The 22,932-nt window shown below is 58.6% G+C and carries 20 protein-coding genes and 1 tRNA gene; 15 read left to right on the forward strand and 6 right to left on the reverse strand.

All coding sequences use genetic code 11. The annotated features are described in order from the left end of the window. Positions 1–44: 44 nt before the first annotated feature. The 11 genes from tilS to AC0TNJ_RS08335 all read left to right on the forward strand — a co-directional run bounded on the left by tilS (position 45) and on the right by AC0TNJ_RS08335 (position 15,226). Positions 45–1,415, forward strand: a complete 1,371-nt coding sequence (gene tilS, locus AC0TNJ_RS08285) for a tRNA lysidine(34) synthetase TilS (protein WP_473770804.1) — start codon at positions 45–47, stop codon at positions 1,413–1,415. A gap of 279 nt (positions 1,416–1,694) precedes the next feature. Beyond that, positions 1,695–3,623, forward strand: a complete 1,929-nt coding sequence (gene ftsH / locus AC0TNJ_RS08290; protein WP_122000345.1) for an ATP-dependent zinc metalloprotease FtsH — start codon at positions 1,695–1,697, stop codon at positions 3,621–3,623. Between the two features lie 307 nt (positions 3,624–3,930). After that, entirely contained in the window at positions 3,931–5,286 is a 1,356-nt protein-coding gene (gene glmM / locus AC0TNJ_RS08295; RefSeq protein WP_473770837.1) for a phosphoglucosamine mutase, read from the forward strand. Between the two features lie 200 nt (positions 5,287–5,486). Then, positions 5,487–6,305, forward strand: a complete 819-nt coding sequence (locus AC0TNJ_RS08300) for an outer membrane protein (protein WP_122000346.1) — start codon at positions 5,487–5,489, stop codon at positions 6,303–6,305. 142 nt (positions 6,306–6,447) lie between these two features. Beyond that, the gene (locus tag AC0TNJ_RS08305; RefSeq protein ID WP_473770805.1) at positions 6,448–7,137 is read left to right on the forward strand and encodes an outer membrane protein; all 690 of its coding nucleotides are present in this window, start codon (positions 6,448–6,450) and stop codon (positions 7,135–7,137) included. Between the two features lie 143 nt (positions 7,138–7,280). Continuing rightward, positions 7,281–8,237 (forward strand): bile acid:sodium symporter family protein, encoded by a 957-nt coding sequence (locus tag AC0TNJ_RS08310; protein WP_122000348.1) that lies wholly within the window; start codon positions 7,281–7,283, stop codon positions 8,235–8,237. Positions 8,238–8,387: 150 nt separating this feature from the next. Further along, complete coding sequence (locus AC0TNJ_RS08315) at positions 8,388–9,563, forward strand: phosphoserine transaminase (RefSeq protein ID WP_473770806.1); 1,176 nt, start codon at positions 8,388–8,390, stop codon at positions 9,561–9,563. 138 nt (positions 9,564–9,701) lie between these two features. After that, a complete protein-coding gene (serA, locus tag AC0TNJ_RS08320; protein WP_122000350.1) occupies positions 9,702–11,303 on the forward strand; it encodes a phosphoglycerate dehydrogenase in 1,602 nt (533 codons plus the stop codon). Between the two features lie 4 nt (positions 11,304–11,307). Continuing rightward, a complete protein-coding gene (locus AC0TNJ_RS08325) occupies positions 11,308–11,817 on the forward strand; it encodes a GNAT family N-acetyltransferase (RefSeq protein WP_473767319.1) in 510 nt (169 codons plus the stop codon). A gap of 423 nt (positions 11,818–12,240) precedes the next feature. Then, the gene (locus AC0TNJ_RS08330) at positions 12,241–13,530 is read left to right on the forward strand and encodes an adenylosuccinate synthase (RefSeq protein WP_122000353.1); all 1,290 of its coding nucleotides are present in this window, start codon (positions 12,241–12,243) and stop codon (positions 13,528–13,530) included. 268 nt (positions 13,531–13,798) lie between these two features. Beyond that, positions 13,799–15,226, forward strand: a complete 1,428-nt coding sequence (locus tag AC0TNJ_RS08335; RefSeq protein WP_473770807.1) for a transcriptional regulator — start codon at positions 13,799–13,801, stop codon at positions 15,224–15,226. 161 nt (positions 15,227–15,387) lie between these two features. Here the strand turns inward: AC0TNJ_RS08335 and AC0TNJ_RS08340 are convergent, their stop codons facing one another. The 3 genes from AC0TNJ_RS08340 to AC0TNJ_RS08350 form a co-directional block, all read right to left on the reverse strand. Beyond that, positions 15,388–15,990 (reverse strand): inorganic diphosphatase, encoded by a 603-nt coding sequence (locus tag AC0TNJ_RS08340; protein ID WP_473770808.1) that lies wholly within the window; start codon positions 15,988–15,990, stop codon positions 15,388–15,390. Between the two features lie 239 nt (positions 15,991–16,229). Further along, positions 16,230–17,141: an RNA polymerase sigma factor RpoH gene (gene rpoH, locus AC0TNJ_RS08345; protein WP_473770809.1), complete on the reverse strand. Its 912-nt coding sequence runs from the start codon at positions 17,139–17,141 to the stop codon at positions 16,230–16,232. Positions 17,142–17,452: 311 nt separating this feature from the next. Next, positions 17,453–18,457, reverse strand: coding sequence for an RluA family pseudouridine synthase (locus AC0TNJ_RS08350; RefSeq protein ID WP_473767317.1), 1,005 nt, complete (start codon positions 18,455–18,457; stop codon positions 17,453–17,455). A 168-nt stretch (positions 18,458–18,625) separates the two neighbouring features. Between AC0TNJ_RS08350 and AC0TNJ_RS08355 the strand changes: the two genes are divergently transcribed. The 4 genes from AC0TNJ_RS08355 to AC0TNJ_RS08370 all read left to right on the forward strand — a co-directional run bounded on the left by AC0TNJ_RS08355 (position 18,626) and on the right by AC0TNJ_RS08370 (position 20,219). Next, positions 18,626–19,102, forward strand: coding sequence for a hypothetical protein (locus AC0TNJ_RS08355; protein WP_473770810.1), 477 nt, complete (start codon positions 18,626–18,628; stop codon positions 19,100–19,102). A gap of 190 nt (positions 19,103–19,292) precedes the next feature. Further along, positions 19,293–19,367, forward strand: a tRNA-Glu gene (locus AC0TNJ_RS08360). Between the two features lie 87 nt (positions 19,368–19,454). After that, complete coding sequence (locus AC0TNJ_RS08365; protein WP_473770811.1) at positions 19,455–19,721, forward strand: hypothetical protein; 267 nt, start codon at positions 19,455–19,457, stop codon at positions 19,719–19,721. A gap of 72 nt (positions 19,722–19,793) precedes the next feature. Continuing rightward, on the forward strand, positions 19,794–20,219 hold the full coding sequence (locus AC0TNJ_RS08370) for a ferric uptake regulation protein (protein WP_122000405.1): 426 nt from the start codon (positions 19,794–19,796) through the stop codon (positions 20,217–20,219). A gap of 223 nt (positions 20,220–20,442) precedes the next feature. Here the strand turns inward: AC0TNJ_RS08370 and AC0TNJ_RS08375 are convergent, their stop codons facing one another. From AC0TNJ_RS08375 to AC0TNJ_RS08385, 3 genes are all read right to left on the reverse strand, one after another. After that, a complete protein-coding gene (locus tag AC0TNJ_RS08375; protein ID WP_162997273.1) occupies positions 20,443–21,453 on the reverse strand; it encodes a PAS domain-containing sensor histidine kinase in 1,011 nt (336 codons plus the stop codon). A gap of 288 nt (positions 21,454–21,741) precedes the next feature. Then, on the reverse strand, positions 21,742–21,906 hold the full coding sequence (locus AC0TNJ_RS08380) for a DUF1328 domain-containing protein (protein ID WP_006473348.1): 165 nt from the start codon (positions 21,904–21,906) through the stop codon (positions 21,742–21,744). Positions 21,907–22,135: 229 nt separating this feature from the next. Then, on the reverse strand, positions 22,136–22,930 hold the full coding sequence (locus tag AC0TNJ_RS08385) for a response regulator (protein ID WP_122000360.1): 795 nt from the start codon (positions 22,928–22,930) through the stop codon (positions 22,136–22,138). Positions 22,931–22,932: the final 2 nt, after the last annotated feature.

The following is a 22,932-nucleotide window of genomic DNA, read 5'->3' on the forward strand; positions in this document are numbered from 1 at the left end:
GCTTCGCACTTTTGCTGGAAATGCTCTAATGACGGAGTTATTTCGTGGGGCTTAGCCCGGCCAATATTTCCAGATTATTCCAGCCATTTGGATTTGAGCGGGTCAAGGCCGTTATCGCCGCCGTTTCGGGCGGCAGCGATTCTCTCGGCCTGCTTTTTCTCCTTCGGGATTATCTGGCGACGCTTCAGAAACCACCCCGGCTGATCGCCGTGACGGTGGATCATCGTCTGCGTGCCGAATCGGAGGCCGAAGCCCGGAATGTTGGACGGCTCTGCCGGCAATACGGGATTGAGCACCGGGTTCTCGTCTGGGATGAGGCGAAGCCTGCCAGCGGGATTGCCGCTGCGGCGCGCACGGCGCGCTATCGGCTGCTGGTGCAGGCCGCGCATGAGGCAGGTGCGGGCATTATCGCAACCGGCCATACCGAGGACGACCAGATCGAAACCTTTCTCATGCGCAAGGAGCGCAGCGCCCATGCCGAGGCGCGAGGGCTTGCGGCGATGTCCTCACGCTCATGGCTGGAAGGCATGGGACTAGACGGCTCCATCGAGCTTGACCGCCCGCTGCTTTCCGTGTCCCGCACGGCGTTGCGGGATGAATTGCGGGGCAGGGGCATCCAGTGGGTCGACGACCCCAGCAATGCGAACACACAATATGAACGGCCGCGGATTCGTCTGGGTATTGCCGCGGTGGCCGACCGGCAGGCGGTTCTCGACCAGATTGCCGAAGCTGGAGCCGCGCGCGAGCGCGACAATGCGGCGCTGATTGCCGTGCTATCCGATCCGGCCAGCCTGCGCGTCGATGCGAACGGGACCTTGCAGGTCCATCCGCCGCTTTTTGCGGGGCTTGCCGACAATGCGCGGCGGCTGTTCTCCGGATTGCTGGCGGCCATTGCCGGGGGGCGCCGTTTCCTGCCGGGCGACAGCGAGCGCTCCCGCATCGAACGGGTTCTTTCGGGAGAGGATGACCATCATCGTCTGACTGTTTTCGGCGCGCTGATCGAGCGCGGCGCGGACGGCTCGCCGCACCGGTTTCGTCGCGAAAAACGTAACCTCCCCAAGCTCCCCTTGGAGCCGGGCAAGCCGATCGTCTGGGATGGGCGCTTCCGTTTCTCGAATGAAGGCTCAATCCGTTTCGAGATCGCTGCGCCGGGACGGCAGGAGCTGATCGATTTCCTCAAGGCGCGGAACATCGAGATCGAATCTCGTAAACGTGAGGCCCTGCTGGTTTCGCCAGCCCTTTACAGGGATGGCGGGCTTTTTGCCTTGCCGTTCCTGCCGGATGGAAATGTTCCGCAAGACATTCATATCGAACGGCATTTTGCGATTTTCGATCACGTGTTGCCGGGACATGATTTCGACCTTGCAAGGGCCGTTGAAGCTCGTATCGGGCGCGTCTGTGCGGAAATGTCCTAGAGCAGTTCCCGATTCAACAGAATCGCCGGGAACAGCCCCAACCTTGCTTTGACGCATTATCCTGCGCATCGAAGCGGGATAAGAAATCAGTCCAGTGGACTGATTTCCCCGCGCAGGCGCTTCGCACTTTTGCGGGAAATGCTCTTTTTATAAACCAGAGTGCGAAGAATCGAGGATGCGGGGTCAAACGCGCCTTGGCAAGGCCATCCTTCGATCCTATGTTAGACTGCAACATCGTTCCGTGCCCGCGGAATGGCCGTGGTATCGATTGGACCCGATATGAATCCGAACTATCGCAACTTCGCCCTGTGGGCGATCATTGCTCTTCTTTTGATCGCGCTGTTCAACCTGTTCCAAAGCCCAGGTCAGCGCTCCAATTCCCGTGAAGTTTCCTATTCGCAATTTATTGACGACGTATCCAATGGTCGCGTGAAATCGGTGACGATCACCGGCCAGCGGATCACCGGTACTTTTGCCGACAATGGTTCGACCTTCCAGACCTATTCGCCGGGCGATACGGGTCTCGTCTCGCGCCTCGAAGGCAAGGACGTCGCGATCACCGCGCGCCCTGAAACTGACGGTTCCAGCTCGCTGATTGGCATTCTCCTGTCGTGGCTGCCGATGATCCTGATCCTCGGCGTGTGGATTTTCTTCATGCGCCAGATGCAGGGCGGCTCGCGCGGTGCGATGGGCTTTGGCAAGTCGAAGGCCAAGCTTTTGACCGAAGCGCATGGCCGCGTGACTTTCCAGGACGTCGCCGGCGTGGATGAAGCCAAGCAGGACCTTGAGGAAATCGTCGAATTCCTGCGCGATCCGCAGAAGTTCCAGCGTCTGGGCGGCAAGATTCCGCGCGGCGTGCTGCTCGTTGGCCCTCCCGGCACCGGTAAGACGCTTCTGGCGCGTTCCGTTGCAGGTGAAGCCAATGTGCCGTTCTTCACCATTTCCGGTTCTGACTTCGTTGAAATGTTTGTCGGTGTTGGCGCAAGCCGCGTCCGCGACATGTTCGAGCAGGCCAAGAAAAACGCGCCCTGCATCATCTTCATCGACGAAATCGATGCGGTCGGCCGTCATCGCGGCGCCGGTCTCGGCGGCGGCAATGACGAACGCGAACAGACGCTCAACCAGCTTCTGGTCGAGATGGACGGTTTTGAAGCCAACGAATCGATCATCCTGATCGCGGCGACCAACCGTCCTGACGTTCTCGATCCGGCACTTCTGCGTCCGGGCCGTTTCGACCGTCAGGTCGTTGTGCCGAACCCGGATATCGTCGGTCGCGAACAGATTCTCAAAGTGCATGTGCGCAATGTGCCGCTTGCTCCCAATGTCGATCTCAAGGTTGTCGCACGCGGCACGCCGGGCTTCTCCGGTGCCGATCTCGCCAACCTCGTCAACGAAGCTGCCCTCATGGCCGCACGCCGCAACAAGCGTCTGGTGACCATGCAGGAATTCGAGGACGCCAAGGACAAGATCATGATGGGCGCGGAACGCCGCTCCGCCATGACGCAGGAAGAAAAGGCCAATACGGCCTATCACGAGGCAGGCCACGCCATCGTTGCGCTCAACGTGCCGAAGGCCGACCCTGTGCACAAGGCAACGATCATTCCGCGCGGTCGTGCGCTCGGCATGGTGATGCAGCTTCCCGAAGGTGATCGTTATTCGGCCACCTATACCTGGATGGTGTCGCGTCTTGCCATCATGATGGGCGGTCGCGTGGCGGAAGAGCTGAAATTCGGCAAGGAAAACATCACCTCCGGTGCTTCCTCCGATATTCAGCAGGCCACCAAGCTCGCCCGTTCGATGGTGACGCAGTGGGGCTATTCCGACAAGCTTGGCCGCGTGGCCTATGGCGACAATCAGGAAGAAGTCTTCCTTGGCCATTCGGTGTCCCGCACGCAGAATATTTCGGAAGAGACCGCGCAGATCATCGATGCCGAAGTGCGCCGCCTGATCGACGAGGCCTATGCCGAGGCGACCCGCATCCTGACCAAGAAGAAGAAGGACTGGATCGCGCTTGCCGAAGGCCTGCTCGAATATGAAACGCTCTCCGGCGACGAGATCAAGGAACTGATTGCGGGCAACAAGCCATCGCGCGATCAGGGCAGCGATACGCCGTCGCGCGGTTCGGGCGTGCCGAAGGCCGGAAGCCCGCGCAAGCGCAAGGGCAGTGAACCCGGCAGCGAACCGGGCATGGAGCCGCAGCCGCAATAAGCTGCTCGAAAGTGAACAGAGAAAGCCGGGCTTGTCCCGGCTTTCTTGTTATCCAGCTTTGTGGGGCCTTGGCGCAAAGGCTCGTTAAGGATTTCGGCGCATCATATTGCACCAGCTTACGACTTTGGGTTCGGGAGCGTTGAACCTTCTGCCAAAGGCGAAATTGCATTCGTAAGGGTTTTTGCGTTAAGAACAGCGAAAATCCGCTGTCCGGTCAGCCGACAGCAATTGTTTGCCTGCAAGTTCAGGCGGCATATATATTGGAAGACATAGAGAGCGGTTCATGGCTCAGCGCAAGGCGAAACAGATGGCACGCAAATATTTTGGAACCGATGGCATTCGCGGACAGGCAAACAGCTTTCCGATGACCCCGGAAATCGCCATGAAAGTCGGCATGGCGGTTGGCCACATCTTCCGCCGCAAGGGTCACGTTTCGCGCGTGGTGATCGGCAAGGATACGCGCCGTTCGGGCTATATGCTTGAAAACGCGCTGGTGGCCGGTTTCACCGCCGCTGGCATGGATGTGTTCCTGCTCGGACCGATCCCCACGCCTGCCGTTGCGATGCTTTGCCGCTCGCTGCGCGCCGATATCGGCGTGATGATCTCCGCGTCGCACAATCCATTCTACGATAACGGCATCAAGCTTTTCGGCCCGGATGGATACAAGCTTTCCGATGAGATCGAACTGAAGATCGAGGCAATGATCGAAGGCGATCTGACCCCATATCTCGCCAGCCATGGCGATGTCGGCCGCGCCAAGCGCGTCGATGGCGACATCTATCGCTATATCGAATTCGCCAAGCGCACGTTGCCGCGCAACATCGACCTGAACGGTTTGCGCGTCGTTGTCGATTGCGCCAATGGCGCGGGCTACAAGGTTGCCCCTGCCGCCCTGTGGGAACTGGGCGCGGAAGTCATCACCATCAACAACGAGCCGAACGGCATCAACATCAATGAGGATTGCGGTTCGACGCACCCGATCGGCCTGATGAAGAAGGTTCACGAAGTGCGCGCCGATGTCGGCATCGCGCTCGACGGCGATGCGGATCGCGTGTTGCTGGTCGATGAAAACGGCACCGTCATCGATGGCGACCAGCTGATGGCTGTGATTGCCGAAAGCTGGGCTGCTACCGACCGGCTCGAAGGCGGCGGCATCGTGGCGACCGTCATGTCCAATCTGGGACTGGAGCGTTTCCTTGCCGACCGTCACCTGACGCTGGCCCGCACCAAGGTGGGCGACCGCTATGTGGTCGAGCATATGCGCGAGCATGGCTTCAATGTCGGCGGCGAGCAGTCCGGCCATATCGTCCTGTCCGATTTTGCGACGACGGGCGACGGCCTGATTTCCGCGCTGCAAATTCTTGCGGTCGCGCAGGAGCAGGGCAGGCCGATCAGCGAAGTCTGCCGCAAGTTCGATCCGGTACCGCAGCTTTTGAAGAATGTGCGCACCGCTGGCGGCAAGCCGCTGGAAAACAAGCGCGTGAAGAGCGCGATTGATGAGGCCACCGAGCGCCTTGGCGTGCAGGGCCGTCTGGTTATCCGTCCGTCCGGCACGGAGCCGCTCATCCGCGTCATGGCGGAAGGCGACGACCGAGGTCTGGTGGAAAAGGTCGTCAACGACATCATCGACGTGATCTCGTCTGAAGGCAGCGCTGCGGCCTGATCGCCTACAGCGCAGTTTCAGCAAAGGCGCGGGTTCTGTCCCGCGCTTTTTGTTTGGATTGTCTTCTGTATATTAGCAAATATTAATGAATATGGTAAAAAAACAAGGTTAAGTTGTATTTAACTTTTACCGCATAGTCTTCCCCTCAAACATCCGTACCCGCCGCTTTTGGCGGCGCGAATCTTCGATGGGGCAGACCTATGAAAAGTCTTACGAAAACTCTTTTTGCCGGTGTGGCGGCATCGGTTGCCCTCACGGTCTTGGCGCCCGTCGCGCTGGCCGCCGACATTATCGAGCCAGTTCCGGAAGTGCCGGAAGTCGTTGTCGCTCCGCCTGCCGTTGGCGGCTGGTATCTGCGCGGCGACATCGGTTATTCGTGGAATAAATTCAAAGGCGCGAACTATTCGGTTGTCGGCAGTGCATGTGACCCATGCGGCAATGAAACTACTTTCGTCGACAAAAAGGACATCAAGGGCGGTGATCTCAAGGGTTCCTTCCTGATCGGCGGCGGTATTGGCTATCAGGTGACGGACTATTTCCGCACGGATTTCACGCTCGATTATATGACGCGCGCAAAATTCACCAGCGAGCGCGATGAAAGCCATCTGTCGGCCTTGTCCCTCCTCGCCAATGCCTATGTCGATCTCGGCAATTTCGGCGGCGTCACGCCTTATGTCGGCGCGGGTATCGGCGGCACGCGCATCAAATGGGCAGACCTTGTCGATACAACGAATGGCGGCGCCTTGCCCGGCGATGCCAACTGGCGTTTCACCTACGCCCTCATGGCGGGCGCGTCGGTCGATCTCACGCATAACCTGAAGCTGGATGCCGGTTATCGATATCGCCATGTCAATGGCGGCAAGATGTTCGACGGCAAATACGGTCTCGGCGATGGTTACGACAAGGGCATGGACATTCACGATGTGCGTGTCGGCCTGCGTTACATGTTCGGCGGCGCGGCTCCCGTCTATGCCCCGCAGCAGGTCTCGACCATCGTGGACAGTCCAGTTTACAAGTAAAAAGCAAATCCCGAAACGAAAAAAGGCCCGGTTATCCGGGCCTTTTTTCGTTTAGAAATACAGTAAACATATCCCTATATTTATGTGATCTTAACCATGTTCATTCATACATGATGATACATTCATAAGCGGGGGTTTCATCATGTCCATGCAATGGCGTGCTTTCTGTTCGTCGGCTGCTTTGCTGGCCGGACTATGCGTTGCGTCGCAGTCTTTTGCCGCCGATCTCGATATGATCAGCTATGAGCCGGGCGCTGCGGCGCAACAGCCGGTAGAGGTCGGGTCGGGCTGGTATCTGCGCGGCGATATCGGCTACAACATCTCCTCCAAGGCCCGACTTCAGGTGGAGACACCTTTCGGGAGCGCGTCCGAGAGTTTTGACCTGGACAAGAATGTCGTGCCCTCCATCGGCGTCGGCTATCAGTTCACGGATAATCTGCGCGGCGACGTGACGTTCGGCTATTCCAAACAGAGCTTCGACGACTATGACATCGATGTGCGCAGCTGGGACATGATGGCCAATGCATATGTCGATATCGGCAATTATTACGGCTTCACGCCTTATCTGGGCGCCGGTCTCGGCTTTGCCAATGTGCGCTACTCCATCGATACGGCCTATGGCGAATACAAATCGGACGATGATTATCGTCTTGCCTGGGCGCTGATGGCGGGTGTGGGCATCGATGTGACATCCAATATCAAGCTCGATGTGGGCTATCGCTATGGGGTCATCGAGGGTGCCGATATTGCAAGTTCGGCAGGGGGCACGCTGAGCGACAAGGACATCCGGTCCCATCAATTGCGTGCCGGCGTGCGCTTCACGACCTGGTAAGACCAAGTCTCATCGAGAATTGGTCTTTCGGCCCGCCTTGCAGTTATTGTTTCAGGTCTGGCGAATTTTTGGTTTTCATATACGGCCCAAATCCTTACAGGTGAACGAATGCGTCGAAAACGTGTCCTGAAAAGGGGAGGGTTATGAAAGCAATCGCTGCACTATCGGATTTCGTCGGCCGCACCTTCGCGGTCTGGGTCATTGTCTTTGCCGTTCTGGGCTTCCTGCTGCCCTCCACATTCAGCGTTTTTGCGCCATGGATCGTGGTCCTGCTCGGCATCATCATGTTCGGCATGGGCCTGACCATTTCCGGCAAGGATTTTGCCGAAGTCGCCAAGCGGCCTTTCGATGTCGCCATCGGCGTGCTGGCGCAGTTCATCATCATGCCGCTTCTTGCCGTGTTGCTGACGCGCATCATTCCCATGTCGCCGGAAGTGGCGGCGGGCGTGATCCTTGTCGGCTGCTGCCCCGGCGGCACGGCTTCCAACGTCATGACCTATCTGTCGAAGGGCGATGTGGCGCTCAGCGTCGCCTGCACCAGCGTCACCACGCTGCTGGCGCCGCTGGTCACGCCTTTCCTCGTCTGGTTCTTCGCCAGCCAGTATCTGCCAGTCGATGCGATGAGCATGTTCATCAGCATCGTGAAGGTGATCCTTGTGCCGCTGGCGCTGGGCTTCATTCTCCAGAAGCTGGTGCCGGGCGTGGTCAAGGCTGCGGTGCCCATGCTGCCGCTCGTCTCGGTCATCGGTATCGTTTTGATCGTCGCCGCCGTGGTCGCGGTCAACAAGGCGGCCATCGCCCAGTCCGGCCTGCTGATTTTCGCGGTCGTGGTGCTGCACAATTGCTGTGGGCTGCTGCTCGGCTATTTTGCGGCGCGTTTTGCGGGGCTGTCGCTTGCCAAGCGCAAGGCGATCAGCATTGAGGTCGGCATGCAGAACAGCGGCCTTGGCGCTGCGCTCGCCAATGCGCATTTCTCGCCGCTGGCGGCGGTGCCGAGCGCCGTTTTCAGCGTGTGGCACAATATCTCCGGCGCGCTGATTGCAAGCTACTATGCGCGCATGGAAGAAGAGCCGTCGGAAACGCAGACGGCGACGCGATAACGAAATTCCACTCGCCCGGAGCAATCCGGGCGAGCTGGGTAAAAATATTCCACGAATGGTGTATTGAGGAAGAATGCGCTTTCGGCTATCCCGGTAAGTGGGCCACGTCTCCCCAACGAGACGCGTGCTATCTGAGAGGATAGAAACAACATGACGACGATTGCGAAGCCGGCAGTTCGCCCGGCTAATCCTAATTTTTCATCCGGTCCCTGTGCAAAACGTCCCGGCTGGTCGCTGAATGCGCTGGTCGATGCGGCGCTTGGCCGTTCGCACCGCGCGAAAATCGGCAAGACCAAGCTGAAAGAAGCCATCGACCTTACCCGCGAAGTGTTGCAGGTGCCTGCCGATTACCGCATCGGCATTGTTCCCGCATCCGACACCGGCGCTGTCGAAATGGCGCTGTGGTCCATGCTCGGCGCGCGCGGCGTCGATATGGTCGCGTGGGAAAGCTTTGGTTCGGGCTGGGTGACGGACGTAACGAAGCAGCTCAAGCTCGAAGATGTGCGCACCTTCGAGGCGCCTTACGGCGAGATTGTCGATTTCAGCCAAGTCGATTTCGACCGCGACGTGGTCTTCACCTGGAACGGCACCACATCGGGCGCGCGCGTCCCGAACGGTGATTTCATTCCCGCTGACCGCAAGGGCCTGACCTTCTGCGATGCGACCTCTGCCGCTTTCGCGCAGCGCCTTGATTTCCCGAAACTCGATGTCGTCACCTTCTCCTGGCAGAAGGTGCTGGGCGGCGAGGGCGCGCATGGCATCCTGATCCTGTCTCCGCGTGCTGTCGAGCGGCTGGAAAGCTACAAGCCTGCATGGCCGCTGCCCAAGATTTTCCGCATGACTTCCGGCGGTAAGCTGATCGAAGGCATTTTTGTCGGCGAAACCATCAACACGCCGTCCATGCTCTGCGTGGAAGACTATCTCGACGCGCTGAAATGGGCGAAATCGCTCGGCGGCCTCGATGCGCTGGTTGCGCGTGCCGACGCCAATTTCGCTGTCCTGAACGATTTCGTGGAAAGGACGCCGTGGATCGCCAATCTGGCCGTGAAGCCGGAAACGCGCTCTAACACCTCCGTCTGCCTGACGATTGTCGACCCGGAAGTCACTGCCCTGTCAGCCGACGCGCAGGCCGCTTTCGCCAAGGGCATCGTCACCGCGCTCGATAAGGAAGGCGTTGCCTATGATATCGGCGCCTATCGCGACGCGCCTTCGGGCCTGCGCATCTGGGCCGGTGCGACGGTGGAAGCTTCCGATCTGGAAGCGCTGACGCATTGGCTGGATTGGGCTTTTGCAACGCAAAAGGCTGCGCTGAAAGCTGCTGCCTGAGCATTTCATGCATGACGCCGTGGTCCGCGTTGGGGCGGCCACGGTCCGCATTCCCCCATTACAGCGCATTTCCTGAATGAGAACGGTCTGCGTCATCACAGGAAATGCATGGTTTGAAAATGTTTGAAGGAGGCCTCAATGGCACCTCGCGTTCTCGTATCCGATAAGCTTTCGCCCACTGCCGTCCAGATTTTCAAGGATCGCGGCGTGGAAGTCGATTACCTGCCTGATCTCGGCAAGGACAAGGAAAAGCTTCTCGAAGTCATCGGCGATTATGACGGTCTGGCGATCCGCTCGGCCACCAAGGTCACGGAAAAGCTGATCGCCGCCGCCAAGAAGCTCAAGGTGGTCGGTCGCGCCGGTATCGGCGTCGACAATGTCGATATTCCGGCGGCTTCGCGCCGCGGTATCATCGTCATGAACACGCCGTTCGGCAATTCGATCACCACCGCCGAACACGCCATCGCGCTGATGTTCGCTGTCGCCCGCCAATTGCCGGAGGCCGACACATCCACCCGTGCAGGCAAGTGGGAAAAGAACCGCTTCATGGGCGTGGAAATCACCGGCAAGACGCTGGGCGTCGTCGGCTGCGGCAATATCGGTTCGATTGTCGCGACCCGCGCCATCGGCCTGAAAATGCATGTGGTGGCCTTCGATCCGTTCCTGTCCGAAGCCCGTGCGCAGGAACTGGGCGTGGAAAAGGTCGAGCTGGACGAATTGCTGGCGCGTGCCGATTTCATCACGCTGCACACGCCATTGACCGACAAGACGCGGCATATCATCAACGCGGAAAATCTCGCCAAGACCAAGCCGGGCGTGCGCATCGTCAATTGCGCGCGCGGCGGCCTGATCGTGGAAAAGGATCTGGTGGCGGCGCTGAAATCCGGCCATGTGGCGGGTGCCGGTATCGACGTCTACGAAACGGAACCGGCGACCGAGAACGAACTTTTCTCGCTGCCCAATGTCGTCTGCACGCCGCATCTCGGCGCGTCGACGGCGGAAGCGCAGGAAAATGTCGCGCTTCAGGTGGCCGAACAGATGTCGGACTATCTGGTGAAGGGCGCCGTTTCCAATGCCATCAACATGCCGTCGATCACGGCTGAGGAAGCGCCGCGCCTGAAGCCGTTCGTGAAACTTGCCGATGTGCTTGGCGCTTTCGTCGGCCAGGTCACGGACGAGCCGATCCAGGAAGTGGAAGTGCTGTTCGATGGCGCCACCGCCACCATGAACACGCGCGCGCTCCTGAGTGCGGCGCTGGCCGGTCTCATCCGTCCGCAGGTTGCCGACGTCAACATGGTTTCCGCGCCGATCATGGTGAAGGAGCGCGGCATCATCGTCTCGGAAGTCAAGCGCGACAAGTCCGGCATTTTCGATGGCTATATCAAGCTGACGGTGAAGACGACGCTGCGCGAGCGCTCCATCGCGGGCACCTGCTTCTCCGACGGCAAGCCGCGCTTCATCCAGATCAAGGGAATCAATCTCGACGCCGAGGTCGGCCCGCACATGCTTTACGTCACCAACAAGGACGTTCCGGGCATGATCGGTCTGCTCGGCACGATCTGCGGCAAGCACAATATCAACATCGCAAACTTCTCGCTCGGACGCGACCATCCGGGTGGCGACGCGATTGCCATGCTCTATGTGGATGAACAGATTCCACAGGCGGCACTTGACGAACTGACGGCTCAGGAGGCAATCAAGGCGGCAACACCGCTTGAGTTCAACGTCGGAGAAGTTTGAGAACATGGTTGAAGAGATGGTACAGCCGGAATGGCGGCGCATGCACGAGCAGGATATTGCGGGCGTGACTGCGGTTGCCAATGTTGTCCATCTCGATTTCTTCGAAGATGAAGCGGTCTTCCGGGACCGCTTCAAGCTCTATCCGGCAGGCTGCTTCGTGCTGGCCCGCGAGAACGAGGTTTTGGGCTATGGCGTCAGCCACCCATGGAAGCTCGATACGGTTCCCGCTCTCAACGCCGTTCTGGGCGAACTGCCGGAAGATACCAACACCTACTACATCCACGATATCGCGCTTCTGCCCGAAGCCCGCTCCAGCGGGGCGGCGACCCGCGTCGTCGAACTGATGGCGACGCAAGCCGAACGCGACGGCTTCGTCACCATGTCTCTCGTTGCCGTCAATGGCTCGCAGGGTTTTTGGGAAAAGAAGGGCTTTGTCGTCCGCGACCTTCCGGCGCTTGAAGAAAAGCTGAAAAGCTATTCGGAGGATGCGCTCTATATGGTCCGCGCCGGCTAGAGCACATCCCGAAAAGTGGGAACCGGTTTTCGGATCAGATGTGCGTTAAAAAAACTCGCGGATATTCCGCTTCTGGCGGGCTGCAAATGGCGCGATTTTTCGCTTCCGGTGCTCACGTCGATTTCCTAGGCACATAGTCTTGTCCGAAAAGTCTGCAACTTTTCGGGACTATGCTTGGCGTATGTTGCGCGCCGGTTCTCAAAGATCATCATTTTCGCCTCCCCAGAGACTGAATCTCTACCGACCCCAAGCGCCCTTCGTTCAAGAGGTGTTCAAAAATCGCGAATTTCTTGCACGAAAGAGTCGCGTAATCCGGTTTCAATCTGTATAGAGACGAGGGATCAGCACCCCGTTGCCCTTGATGGCGATGACCGGGCCGCTTTGATCCTTGGATTTTCAAATAGAAGCCAAGGAGTTTCTTCAATGGCAAATGTGGTTGTCGTCGGGTCGCAATGGGGCGACGAGGGCAAGGGTAAGATCGTTGACTGGCTGTCCGAACGCGCCGATGTCATCGTGCGCTACCAGGGCGGGCATAACGCAGGTCATACGCTGGTCATCGACGGCATCAGCTACAAGCTTTCGCTGCTGCCATCCGGCCTCGTGCGGGGCAAGCTCAGCGTCATCGGCAATGGCGTCGTTGTCGATCCGCATCATTTCGTCGCGGAAGTCGAGAAGCTGCGCGCGCAGGGCATCGACATCAATCCGGACGTGCTGCGCATTGCCGAAAATGCACCGCTCATCCTCTCCATCCATCGCGATCTCGACGCCATGCGCGAAGGCTCCAATTCGGGCCTTAAGATCGGCACCACCAAGCGCGGCATCGGCCCTGCCTATGAAGACAAGGTTGGCCGTCGCGCCATCCGCGTCATCGATCTGGCCGAGCCGGAAACGCTGGAGCCGAAGGTCGAACGCCTGCTCGCGCACCACAATCTGCTGCGTCGCGGCATGGGTCTTGAGGAAATCGCGGTCGAAACCATTCTGACCGAACTGACCTCGGTTGCCGACCAGATCCTGCCCTATATCGATCAGGTCTGGCGCGTGCTCGACGAACGCCGCAAGGCTGGCGACCGCATCCTGTTCGAAGGCGCGCAGGGTGCATTGCTCGACAACGACCACGGCACCTATCCGTTCGTGACCTCCTCCAACACGGTTGCCGGTCAGGCCGCTGCCGGTTCGGGTCTCGGCCCGACGGCCATCGGCTATGTGCTGGGCATCACCAAGGCCTATACGACGCGCGTCGGCGAAGGTCCGTTCCCGACCGAGCTGAACGACGAGATCGGCGAATTCCTCGGCACCAAGGGCCATGAATTTGGCGTGGTGACAGGCCGCAAGCGCCGCTGCGGCTGGTTCGACGCCGTGATCGTGCGCCAGACGGTCCGCACCTCCGGCATCACCGGCATCGCGCTGACCAAGCTCGACGTTCTCGATGGTCTCGACGAAATCAAGATCTGTGTCGCCTATGAACTCGATGGCAAGCGCATCGATTATCTGCCGTCCTCCATGGGCGCGCAGGCGCGCGTGAAGCCGATCTATGAAACGCTGCCCGGCTGGTCGGAGACGACCGCAGGCGCGCGTTCGTGGAACGATCTTCCGGCGCAGGCGGTCAAATATGTCCGCCACATCGAAGAACTGATCGGCGCGCCGGTGGCGATGCTCTCCACCAGCCCGGAACGCGAGGACACCATTCTCGTCACCGATCCGTTCCACGACTGACCGGCTGAAATAGCTGATCGAAAGGTTCGGAGCAGCTTTGCCAAGAGCTGCTCCGATTTTGTTTCGGCCGTTGTGCAAAGAACGCGATCGGCTGCACAAAGCTTCGAAACAGGGTGATTTTTGCCACTATTTTACCGCATCGTTTTGAAAGTCTTCGCTAAATCGTAGCCGGAGACTTTGCTTTCCCTTGATTATTGTGATTATTGGGACATTTATTGCATCCTGTGCTTATTGTTCATCTGGACGGGCGGAAACCGGGTAAGACGGAATGGCGGATTTTGTAGCGGTACTGAAAAAGACGATCGATGCGCAGGCGGACAAGTCGCCGGAGTTGCGCCAGCGCGTTTATGCGAAAGCGCGCGCCACGATCGAGCAGAAGCTTGTCACGGCAAATGCCTCGCAGGCTGTGGCTGTCCGCCAGCGCAATATCCTAGAAGACGCCATTGCCGAGGTCGAAGCCTTTTATGCGCCGCCAGCCGCCGTGCCGGAGCCGCCGGTCGAGGATGCGCTGGATGATTTTCTGCAGGAGGCGAATCGCGCCGCGGAAGACCGCGCCCCGTCCCATGATGACGACGAGCCTGCATTTTCCCACGCGCCGCGGGGTGAGCGTCGCGACAGCACCAGCGACGATGAGGATGCACCGGCTTTCGTGGCCGAGCGCAACGATGACTGGAAGCTGGACCGCGCCAAGGAAAAGGCGCAGGCCCGCCGCAGCGAATATATCGAGCGCACGGCCCGCAAAGAACAGCGCTCCTATAAGGGGCTGGTTGTCGCGTTGATCGCAGTTCTTGCTTTCGGAACCGCTGGCTACGTTGTCTGGAACAACAAGGACAAGATTCAGGAACTGGCATCGAGCCTTGGGCGCAGCGATGCGCCTGCGACCGGTTCGGACACGCAAACACATCCTGAAGGCACGACGCCGCCAGCCGACAGCAATGCGGCGACCACGGGCGGCGAACAGAAGCCGGAACAGCCGCAGCAGCCTGCGGGCGAACCGAAGCTGACGCAGCGGTTGATGCCGGATGGCAGCGAAACCGATAGCGGGCCTGCCGGTGGCGCGAATGGCATCGGGGAGGGCACGTCGACCGCCGCTTCCACCCCGGCCCCTGCCGAAACGAATCCGCCGACGGGCGCGCAGCCCGGACAGAACCAGACCGTTGCCGTTGGCCAGCAGGCCCTTCTTTATGAAGAACGCGGCGGCGCGGGGTCGGATTCGGTCGAGCGCGGCAATGTGGTCTGGTCGACGATCGAGGAAAGCCCGGAAGACGGCCAGCCTGCCCAGCCCGCCGTGCGCGCCACGGTCACGATGCCGACCAGCAAGGTCGAGCTGAAGATGACGATCCGCAAGAATACGGACCAGTCCATCCCGGCGAGCCATCTGATCGAAATGGTCTTCACTGTGCCGGAAGGCTTCCCCGGCGGCGTGGTGGATAATGTGCAGCGCGTCACCTTCAAGGATACGGAACAGGCGGCGGGCAATCCGCTGGTCGCCGTGCCATCGAAGATCGGCGACAACTTCTTCATCGTATGGCTGAACGACGCCCGCACCGCGCAGGACACCAATCTTTCGCTGATGCGCCGTTTGCAGTGGATCGATATTCCGATTTCCTACCGCAATGGCCGTCGCGCGCTTATCAGTCTGGAAAAAGGCGTGCCGGGCGAGAAGGTATTCAACGAGGTTCTGGGTACGAATTAGAGCGCGTTTCGATCTGATTGGATCAGATCGGCGCTCTAACTATTTATTTTACCGCGCATTTTTTCCGAAAACCGTTTCACACTTTTCGGAATGCGCTCTAACCCGCCACGAAACGAAAAAGGCCGCTTCGAGCGGCCTTTTTGTTGGCGAGCAGTCGGGGATTACTTCTTTTCAGCGAAGGCCTTGATAGCCTTGGCGACTTCGTTCTGCGCGGCTTGCGCACTGTCGAAGCCAGCCAGCTCAACGACCTTGCGGCCTTCCGGCAACTGCTTGTAGACGCGGAAGAAGGCTTCCAGACGCTGCTGTTCGATCTTCGACAGGTCGGTGATTTCCTTGATGTTGTCATAGGTCGGATCGATGTCCGTGGTCGGCACGGCGACGATCTTGTCGTCCTGGTCGCCGCCATCGATCATCTTGAGCACGCCGATGGGGCGAACCTTGATGATCGCGCCCGGAACAATCGGCTCGCGCGTATAGATGATTGCGTCGAGCGGATCGCCGTCACCGGCAAGCGTGCTGGTGATCGAGCCGTAATTGGCCGGATAGATCACCGGCATGGACTGATAGCGGTCGACGACGATGTGACCGGTCTTGTCGTCGATTTCATATTTGGTGAAGCTGCCCTGCGGGATTTCGATGGCCGTGAAGAACTCCTTCCCGTCCTGTTCCTTCTGCGGATAATCGAGGAAGGAGACATAGTCGGAAGCAGATGCGGCAGTGGCGGCGGTGAGCGCGAGAGCTGCGGCGAGCAGGAGCTTTTTCATGGAATGACCTTGAAGCTTGGGTGAAACACGCCCTCGTCCCTAAAGCCAATCCATTACAGTTGTTTGACGGTTTTATATCGGTTGCATGACGGTTTCGGCGAGGAGGCGCCCCGCGATACTCTGCCGGGCTGATGCCGACCTTCCTGCAAAACCGGTTTCCATTTTTGCTGCCCCAAACAATACTGCCGCAAAATGGCGTTCCCATCTTGCGGCAGTAAAAGGGTCAATAGTGCAACTGTTTAAGCGTGCGCTTCCTCGACTTGATTCAGCGCCTTCTGCTGCTTGAGAGCGGCGGCCTTGACCGCCGCCTGCACCTTTTCAAACGCACGCACTTCGATCTGGCGCACACGCTCGCGGCTGATGTCGAATTCGCTGGAAAGATCTTCCAGCGTCATCGGGTCATCCGAAAGGCGGCGGGCCTGAAAAATGCGGCGTTCGCGGTCGTTCAGCGTATCCATCGCCTGTTCCAGCATGGAGCGGCGGTTTTCCAGTTCGTCCTGCTCGATCAGGATCTGCTCCTGGCTGCTGCTGTCATCGACCAGCCAGTCCTGCCATTCGCCGGATTCACCTTCGGAAGCGCGCAGCGGCGCATTCAGCGAAGCGTCACCGGACAGACGGCGGTTCATGGAAACCACTTCGTCCTCGCTGACATTGAGCTTGGTCGCGATCTGCTTGACCTGATCGGGGTTGAGATCGCCGTCGTCGAGCGCCTGAATCTTGCTCTTCATCTTGCGCAGATTGAAGAACAGGCGCTTCTGATTGGCGGTCGTCCCCATCTTCACAAGGCTCCACGAGCGCAGGATATATTCCTGGATCGAAGCCTTGATCCACCACATGGCATAGGTGGCAAGACGGAAACCGCGTTCAGGCTCGAAACGCTTGACGGCCTGCATGAGGCCGACATTGCCTTCCGAAATGACTTCACCGATCGGCAGGCCATAGCCGCGATAACCCATGGCGATCTTGGCCACGAGACGCAGATGGCTCGTCACCAGCTTGTGGGCGGCCTTGGGGTCGGTATGTTCGTGATAGCGCTTGGCCAGCATATATTCTTCCTGCGGCTCAAGCATGGGAAAACGGCGGATTTCTTCCAGATAACGGGTAAGGCCACCGTCACCTGACGTGATGCTTGGGAGATTCATCTGGGCCATAGAGCACCCTCCTTTATGATTTCAGGTTCCCGTTTGGCGAACCTGTCGCGGGGGCTGCCTCCTGCACTTCCCTCTCGCGAGCCTCCATATATAGGCATGATTTTGGCGAAAACACGATCCTTTAACTCATGAAACAAACTGTCACTACAATGTGAACGCAGCTCCCGGTCAAAGGTTTCGTGAAATCGTCGGAAATGAATTGCGTGTTGTGAGAGAGCGGCTTTCACCGCGACCGCGCCCCCGGTCCTGATACTGAAAAGCCGAGATTAATCAGCAATCCATTCTTTCGCCAACCATGATAGTTGCCAGTATTATATAGAATGCTTGCGGAAATTTTCCAGAAGGTGCTCCATATCTTCCGGCACCGGCGCTTCAAAACGCATCAGTTCCCCGGTGGACGGATGAGTGAAGGCAAGCAGCCATGCATGCAGTGCCTGCCGGTGGAAACCGCGCACGGCCTCTTTCAAGGGGTCCGGCAGCTTGTTGGCCTTGGTCTTGTAGGCGCTGCCATAGTCCATGTCGCCCACAAGCGGATGGCCGATATGGGCCATGTGCACGCGGATTTGGTGTGTCCGGCCTGTCTCTAGGCGGCATTCGACGAGCGAGGCGAGCGCGGTCGCATCTTCGCGGGGCCCGAATTTTTCGACCGTGGCATAATGGGTGACGGCGTGGCGGGCATCTTCCCGCTCTTCATTGACAACGGCCTGCTTGGTGCGGTCGCGATGCGAGCGCCCCAGATGCGCGTCGATATAGCCCTGCGGGCGTTCGGTCATGCCCCAGACGAGCGCGAGATAGGCGCGCTCCAGATCGCCGGTGCGGCCATGGTCGGCAAACTGTTCGCTCAGATGCCGGTGCGAAAGATCGTTCTTGGCAACGACCATGACGCCGCTCGTATCCTTGTCGAGACGATGCACAATGCCCGGGCGGCGGATTCCGCCGATGCCCGACAAGCTATCGCCACAATGATATATGAGGGCATTGACGAGTGTTCCCGTCCAGTTGCCGTTGCCGGGGTGAACGACAAGCCCGGCAGGCTTGTTGATCACGATGAGATCGTCGTCCTCGTAAAGAATATCGAGCGGTATGTTCTCGGCAATCGGCTCGGCTGGCTCCGGCTCAGGCAGCACGATGGCGATTGTCATGCCTTCGCGCAGCTTCTGCTTGGCTTCACGGGCGGGCGCGCCGTTGATGGTCACATGGCCTTCGGCGATAAGGGATTGAACGCGGCTGCGCGAGAGTTCCGGCCCCAATGCTGCGGCCAGCCACTGGTCGAGACGCTTGCCTGTGGCATCGGAGTCGGTCGTAAGCTCTTTCACTCGTGTCTTTCCTTTATGAGAGCTGTTCTGCCGTGACGAAATCGTCAGAACTGCCCTGTCTCTAGATTTTACCGCATTTATGCGGCCTCAAATGTTTCCATTTGGCCGCAAAATGCTCTATCACCCGCACACGCCTTAACACGGCGAAGTTCGAACCGGAGTCGTTGAATGCAGGATCCACACTATCCCAGATACCAGAATCATCAGGATTCAGGCTATCAGGACTATCAGCAGGGCTATTACCCCGATGAACAGGCCGAGCCCCCGCTTGATCCAGCCATGGAACGTGTGCGCCGCAAAATGATCCGGCTTCTGGCCGTCTCCATCGGTGTCATGCTGATCGGTCTTATGGCGGTGCTTGTCGCCGTTGTCTACAAGATCAATCGCGCGCCGGAAACGTCGGTTGACGAAGCCCGGTCCGATATTCCCGGACAGGCCGCGCCGGTCCCCGCAAAGCCGGAGCCGCCGAAGCTGATCGAATCGCAGATCAACCTGACGCCGGGCACCCGTCTTCTTTCGCAAAGCCTTTCGGGCAACGAGCTTTCGCTGGAAACGCTGTTGCCCGATGGCGGCACGGAACTCATCATCTATGATTATCGCGAGTCGCGCATCATCGGCCGCATCAAGCTCGGCAATGTCGAGTAGGGCGAACTGATCAGGGCGGCATGATTGCCGCCCATTTGTTATGTCTTCGAGGATTGCGCTTTTTCCTTTTGGCGCTTATATCAGCGATGTGGCCTGGAGCGCGTTTCGATTTGATTGAATCAAATCTGCGCTCCCGGTTCTCGTGTTTCAAGCATAAGCTTGGTTTTACTCCGGTCGGCTTGTGCTCCAAGCGCCCATCGTCTAGCGGTCAGGACGGCGCCCTCTCACGGCGCAAACAGGGGTTCGATTCCCCTTGGGCGTACCAGCATAATCCAATCCTGCCTGAACAAACTGCAATCATCCCGTGTTTGCGGGATATGAATGCCGCGTATGGTGGTGTTATTGTTCAGGCATGTGGAAAATTGGGTCGAATATCTATCCTCAAATCCATAATGCGGTCAGGGTGAAAGGCATTCTTGCCGAGCCTTTCACGCCGCGAGACGTGCGGCGCGTCGCTCCGGGCTGGCCTTACTCCCGATACTTCTCGTTTCTTGCTGAAAACTGCACCGCCAATCAACCGGAAGGCCATGCGCTTTTCGTGCGCGTGGGCAGGGGACAATATCATCTGAACGACAAGCCGACGGCATCCGAGCCCGATCAGCGCGCGCATTCACGATAACGGCTGGGGAGATCGGCGCATGTCCAGTTGCAAAAAATTGCAACTGGCGGCGAGACGGTGCATAATCGAACCATGAGTGAATCGTACAAGAAACCCGATTATGAACAGGAACTGCGCCAGGCAGGTGTCCGCATCACGCGGCCGCGCCGGATCATCCTGAACATATTGACCGAAACGGAAGATCACCCCGACGCGCTGGAGATTTTTCGCCGGGCGGTGGAGATCGATGACAGCATTTCGCTGTCGACCGTCTATCGCACGATGAAGCTTCTGGAAGAGCGCGGCGCTATCCACCGCCACGCCTTTGCCGGAGGGCCGTCGCGTTTTGAACAGGCGAGCGGCGCGCATCACGACCATATCATCGACATGGATTCCGGCGATGTGGTGGAATTTCGCTCCGATAAGATCGAAAAACTGCAGGAAGAAATCGCCCGGTCGCTCGGTTACGAGATCGTGCATCACCGGCTCGAACTTTATTGCAAAAAAATTCAAAACTGACGGAACCAAGTTTCGTCTGCTGCGTTTAGCGCCCATGAAGGTCGTGACCCCGCCCCCACAACGCGGCCTTCACAGTTCGCCTCAACCTCCCCGCACGAGGCGAGCGGCGAGAATGCCGCGCTGATGTCAACATCAAGCAGCAGGCGTTCCGCAAATTCAGAGCAAGCCGCTGTGGTTCAGGCTGATCGCCGGACCATGGCGGCTTTTTTCATTTCGGCCTCGTTCAGGCGTCGAACTGCTCTGTCGGGATGATAAGGGAATAAATAGCGCCGGTTCCATCGATGCGATAATCGGCATGGCCGTTGACGGAGGCGGGAACGATGCGCTGCAGCACGGCGCTGCCAAAGCGCGGATCGTGCTCGAAAACCTCGGGCATTGCCGGATTGGTCTCTTCCCAGTGGAATTCCAGCCTGTCATCGCCGCTGGCCACATGCGTGACCCTGGCGGAAATCCTCACCCGGCCATAGGGTATGGACAGGCCGCCGAAGGAGGTGGCATTCACCACCAGCTCGTGCAGCGCGAGGCCGACATGCAGCGCCGCGCCGGGGAAAAGATAGGGGTTGTCTCCCTCGATGCTCACACGTTCATCGGTAACGTCGATATATTTCTCGACCTGCGAATGCACGAGATCGCGAAACAACGCGCCGCGCCAGTTGGAATCGGTCACCAGGTCCTGCGAATAGGATAGCGACTGGATGCGTCCGCGAAATTTCAGCAGGAAATCATCGATGGAGTCGGTGAAGCGCGCGGTCTGGCTGGCGATGCTCTGCACGATGGCAAGCAGGTTCTTGGAGCGATGGCTCACTTCGCGCAAGAGCGTCTTCAGCACCTGTTCGCGCCGCTTTAACTCGCTGATTTCGATGGCGGTGGTGACGAGGCCCAGAATATTGCCCTCATCGTCGCGGTCGCAATCGACGTGAAATTCGATCCAGCGCAGCTTGTCGCCGTCATTGATGGCGATTTCCACATTCTGCGCTTCGCCCGTGGCCAGCGCCGCTTGCTTGGCGCTGTCGAGCTTGTGCAGGGCGGCGGAAAAGATGAAATCGCAGTCGCTTCCGCCGACTTTCCACTTTTCCTGCCAGTAGAGCGGGATATTTTCTCCCCATGAATAGAGGAGATCGGGCCGCTGATAGAGAACGCAGACATTGCTGTTGCGCACGGCTCGCAACAGAGCCCGCAAACGGGCTGCGTCCGGTTCGGTTTCTTGCAGGTTGAATTTTGCGCCAGCCGCCATGTCTGCCTCGATTATCCCGCAACCGCACTCGATCCGCCCCTGGGCAACACCCCTAAAACCCCGGAAATGCTGATTGGAAGTTTACGTGCCATGGCGTCCATTTTCACTGACAGGCTGACGGATCTCGGTCGAGCAATCATCATTCGATCCCTGGACTTGCCTAGTTTGGCTGGCCCGAATTCTGAAACCGGTAAACCGCCGCATGGCTCATGCGGCGGTTATTTCCATTGAGACGTAATATAGGCTGGTGCTTCAGGAGGTCAAAAACTGCCTTTGATTTTGTGCCGGTTATGCCTTGCGGATCGCCGAGGCGATGAGCGAAATCACCAGCAGGGCAAGGAACACGAAGAATAGAATCTGCGCTATGCCAGCCGACGCACCGGCGATGCCGCCGAACCCGAGCGCACCTGCCACAAGTGCTACCACAAGAAATACGAGCGCATAATAAAGCATGTTCGGTCTCCTCTTTATTGTGTGCAAGAATAACGGGATCAAGACCGTATTTGTTCCGTGCTTCCGGGAGAATTAACGCGTTCACAACTCTAAATACTCATGACGTGCCGTAAGGCGGCGTGACCGGGCGAATAGATGGCGAAACCCGCAACCGAACCCCCGAAAGTTCTTTGCCTTTCGGGAGTGTTTGCGCACGCAAAACCGTTTCACAGTCTTGCTCGGAAATGCTCTAGGCCGCGACCTGCGAGGCTTCCTCGAAAAAGAGCGCCTGGCTGATCAGGGCCTTCACCATGTCGGGATTGAACGGCTTGGTGACGAGGAAGGTTGGCTCTGGCCGCTCGCCCGTCAGCAGCCGTTCCGGGAAGGCGGTGATGAAAATGACGGGTATGGTGTCATTTTGCAGGATTTCGTTCACCGCATCGATGCCCGAGCTTCCATCGGCAAGCTGGATATCAGCCAGCACCATGCGCGGCTTTTCCTGCTTGTAGAGCGCCAGCGCCTCATCCCTGGTGCGCGCGATGCCCACCACTTCGTGACCAAGGCTTTCCACCATCTGCTCGATATCCATCGCGATCAGCGGCTCGTCCTCGATAATCATGATGCGCGTTGCCACCTGGCGCGAGATTTCAGCCGATGCGACCGAGAGAACGCGGCTCAGTTCAGCGTCGTCCAGTTCGAGAATTTCGGCGGCTTCCCGGTCGGAAAAGCCTTCCACCGCCACAAGCAGGAATGCCTGTCGCGGCAAGGGGGCGATATTGGAAAGGTTTCTTGCCGCACGCTGTTCCCATGCAAAATCCGATGCCGGTTCCGGCACGCGGACCGAGGCCGTCTTGTAGAGATCGCAGAAAAGACGATAGAGCCCGATCCGGTCGGATGAAGCATCCGGAAATATGCTCACATCGGCAATCAGGGCTTCGAGGGCAGCCGCCACATAGGCGTCCCCGGACGATTGCGAGCCGGTAAGGGCGCGGGAAAAACGACGAAGATAGGGAAGATGCGGCGCGATACGCGTCGATAACGTCATGG

It is taken from the genome of Ochrobactrum sp. PL_is483, assembly GCF_055816855.1.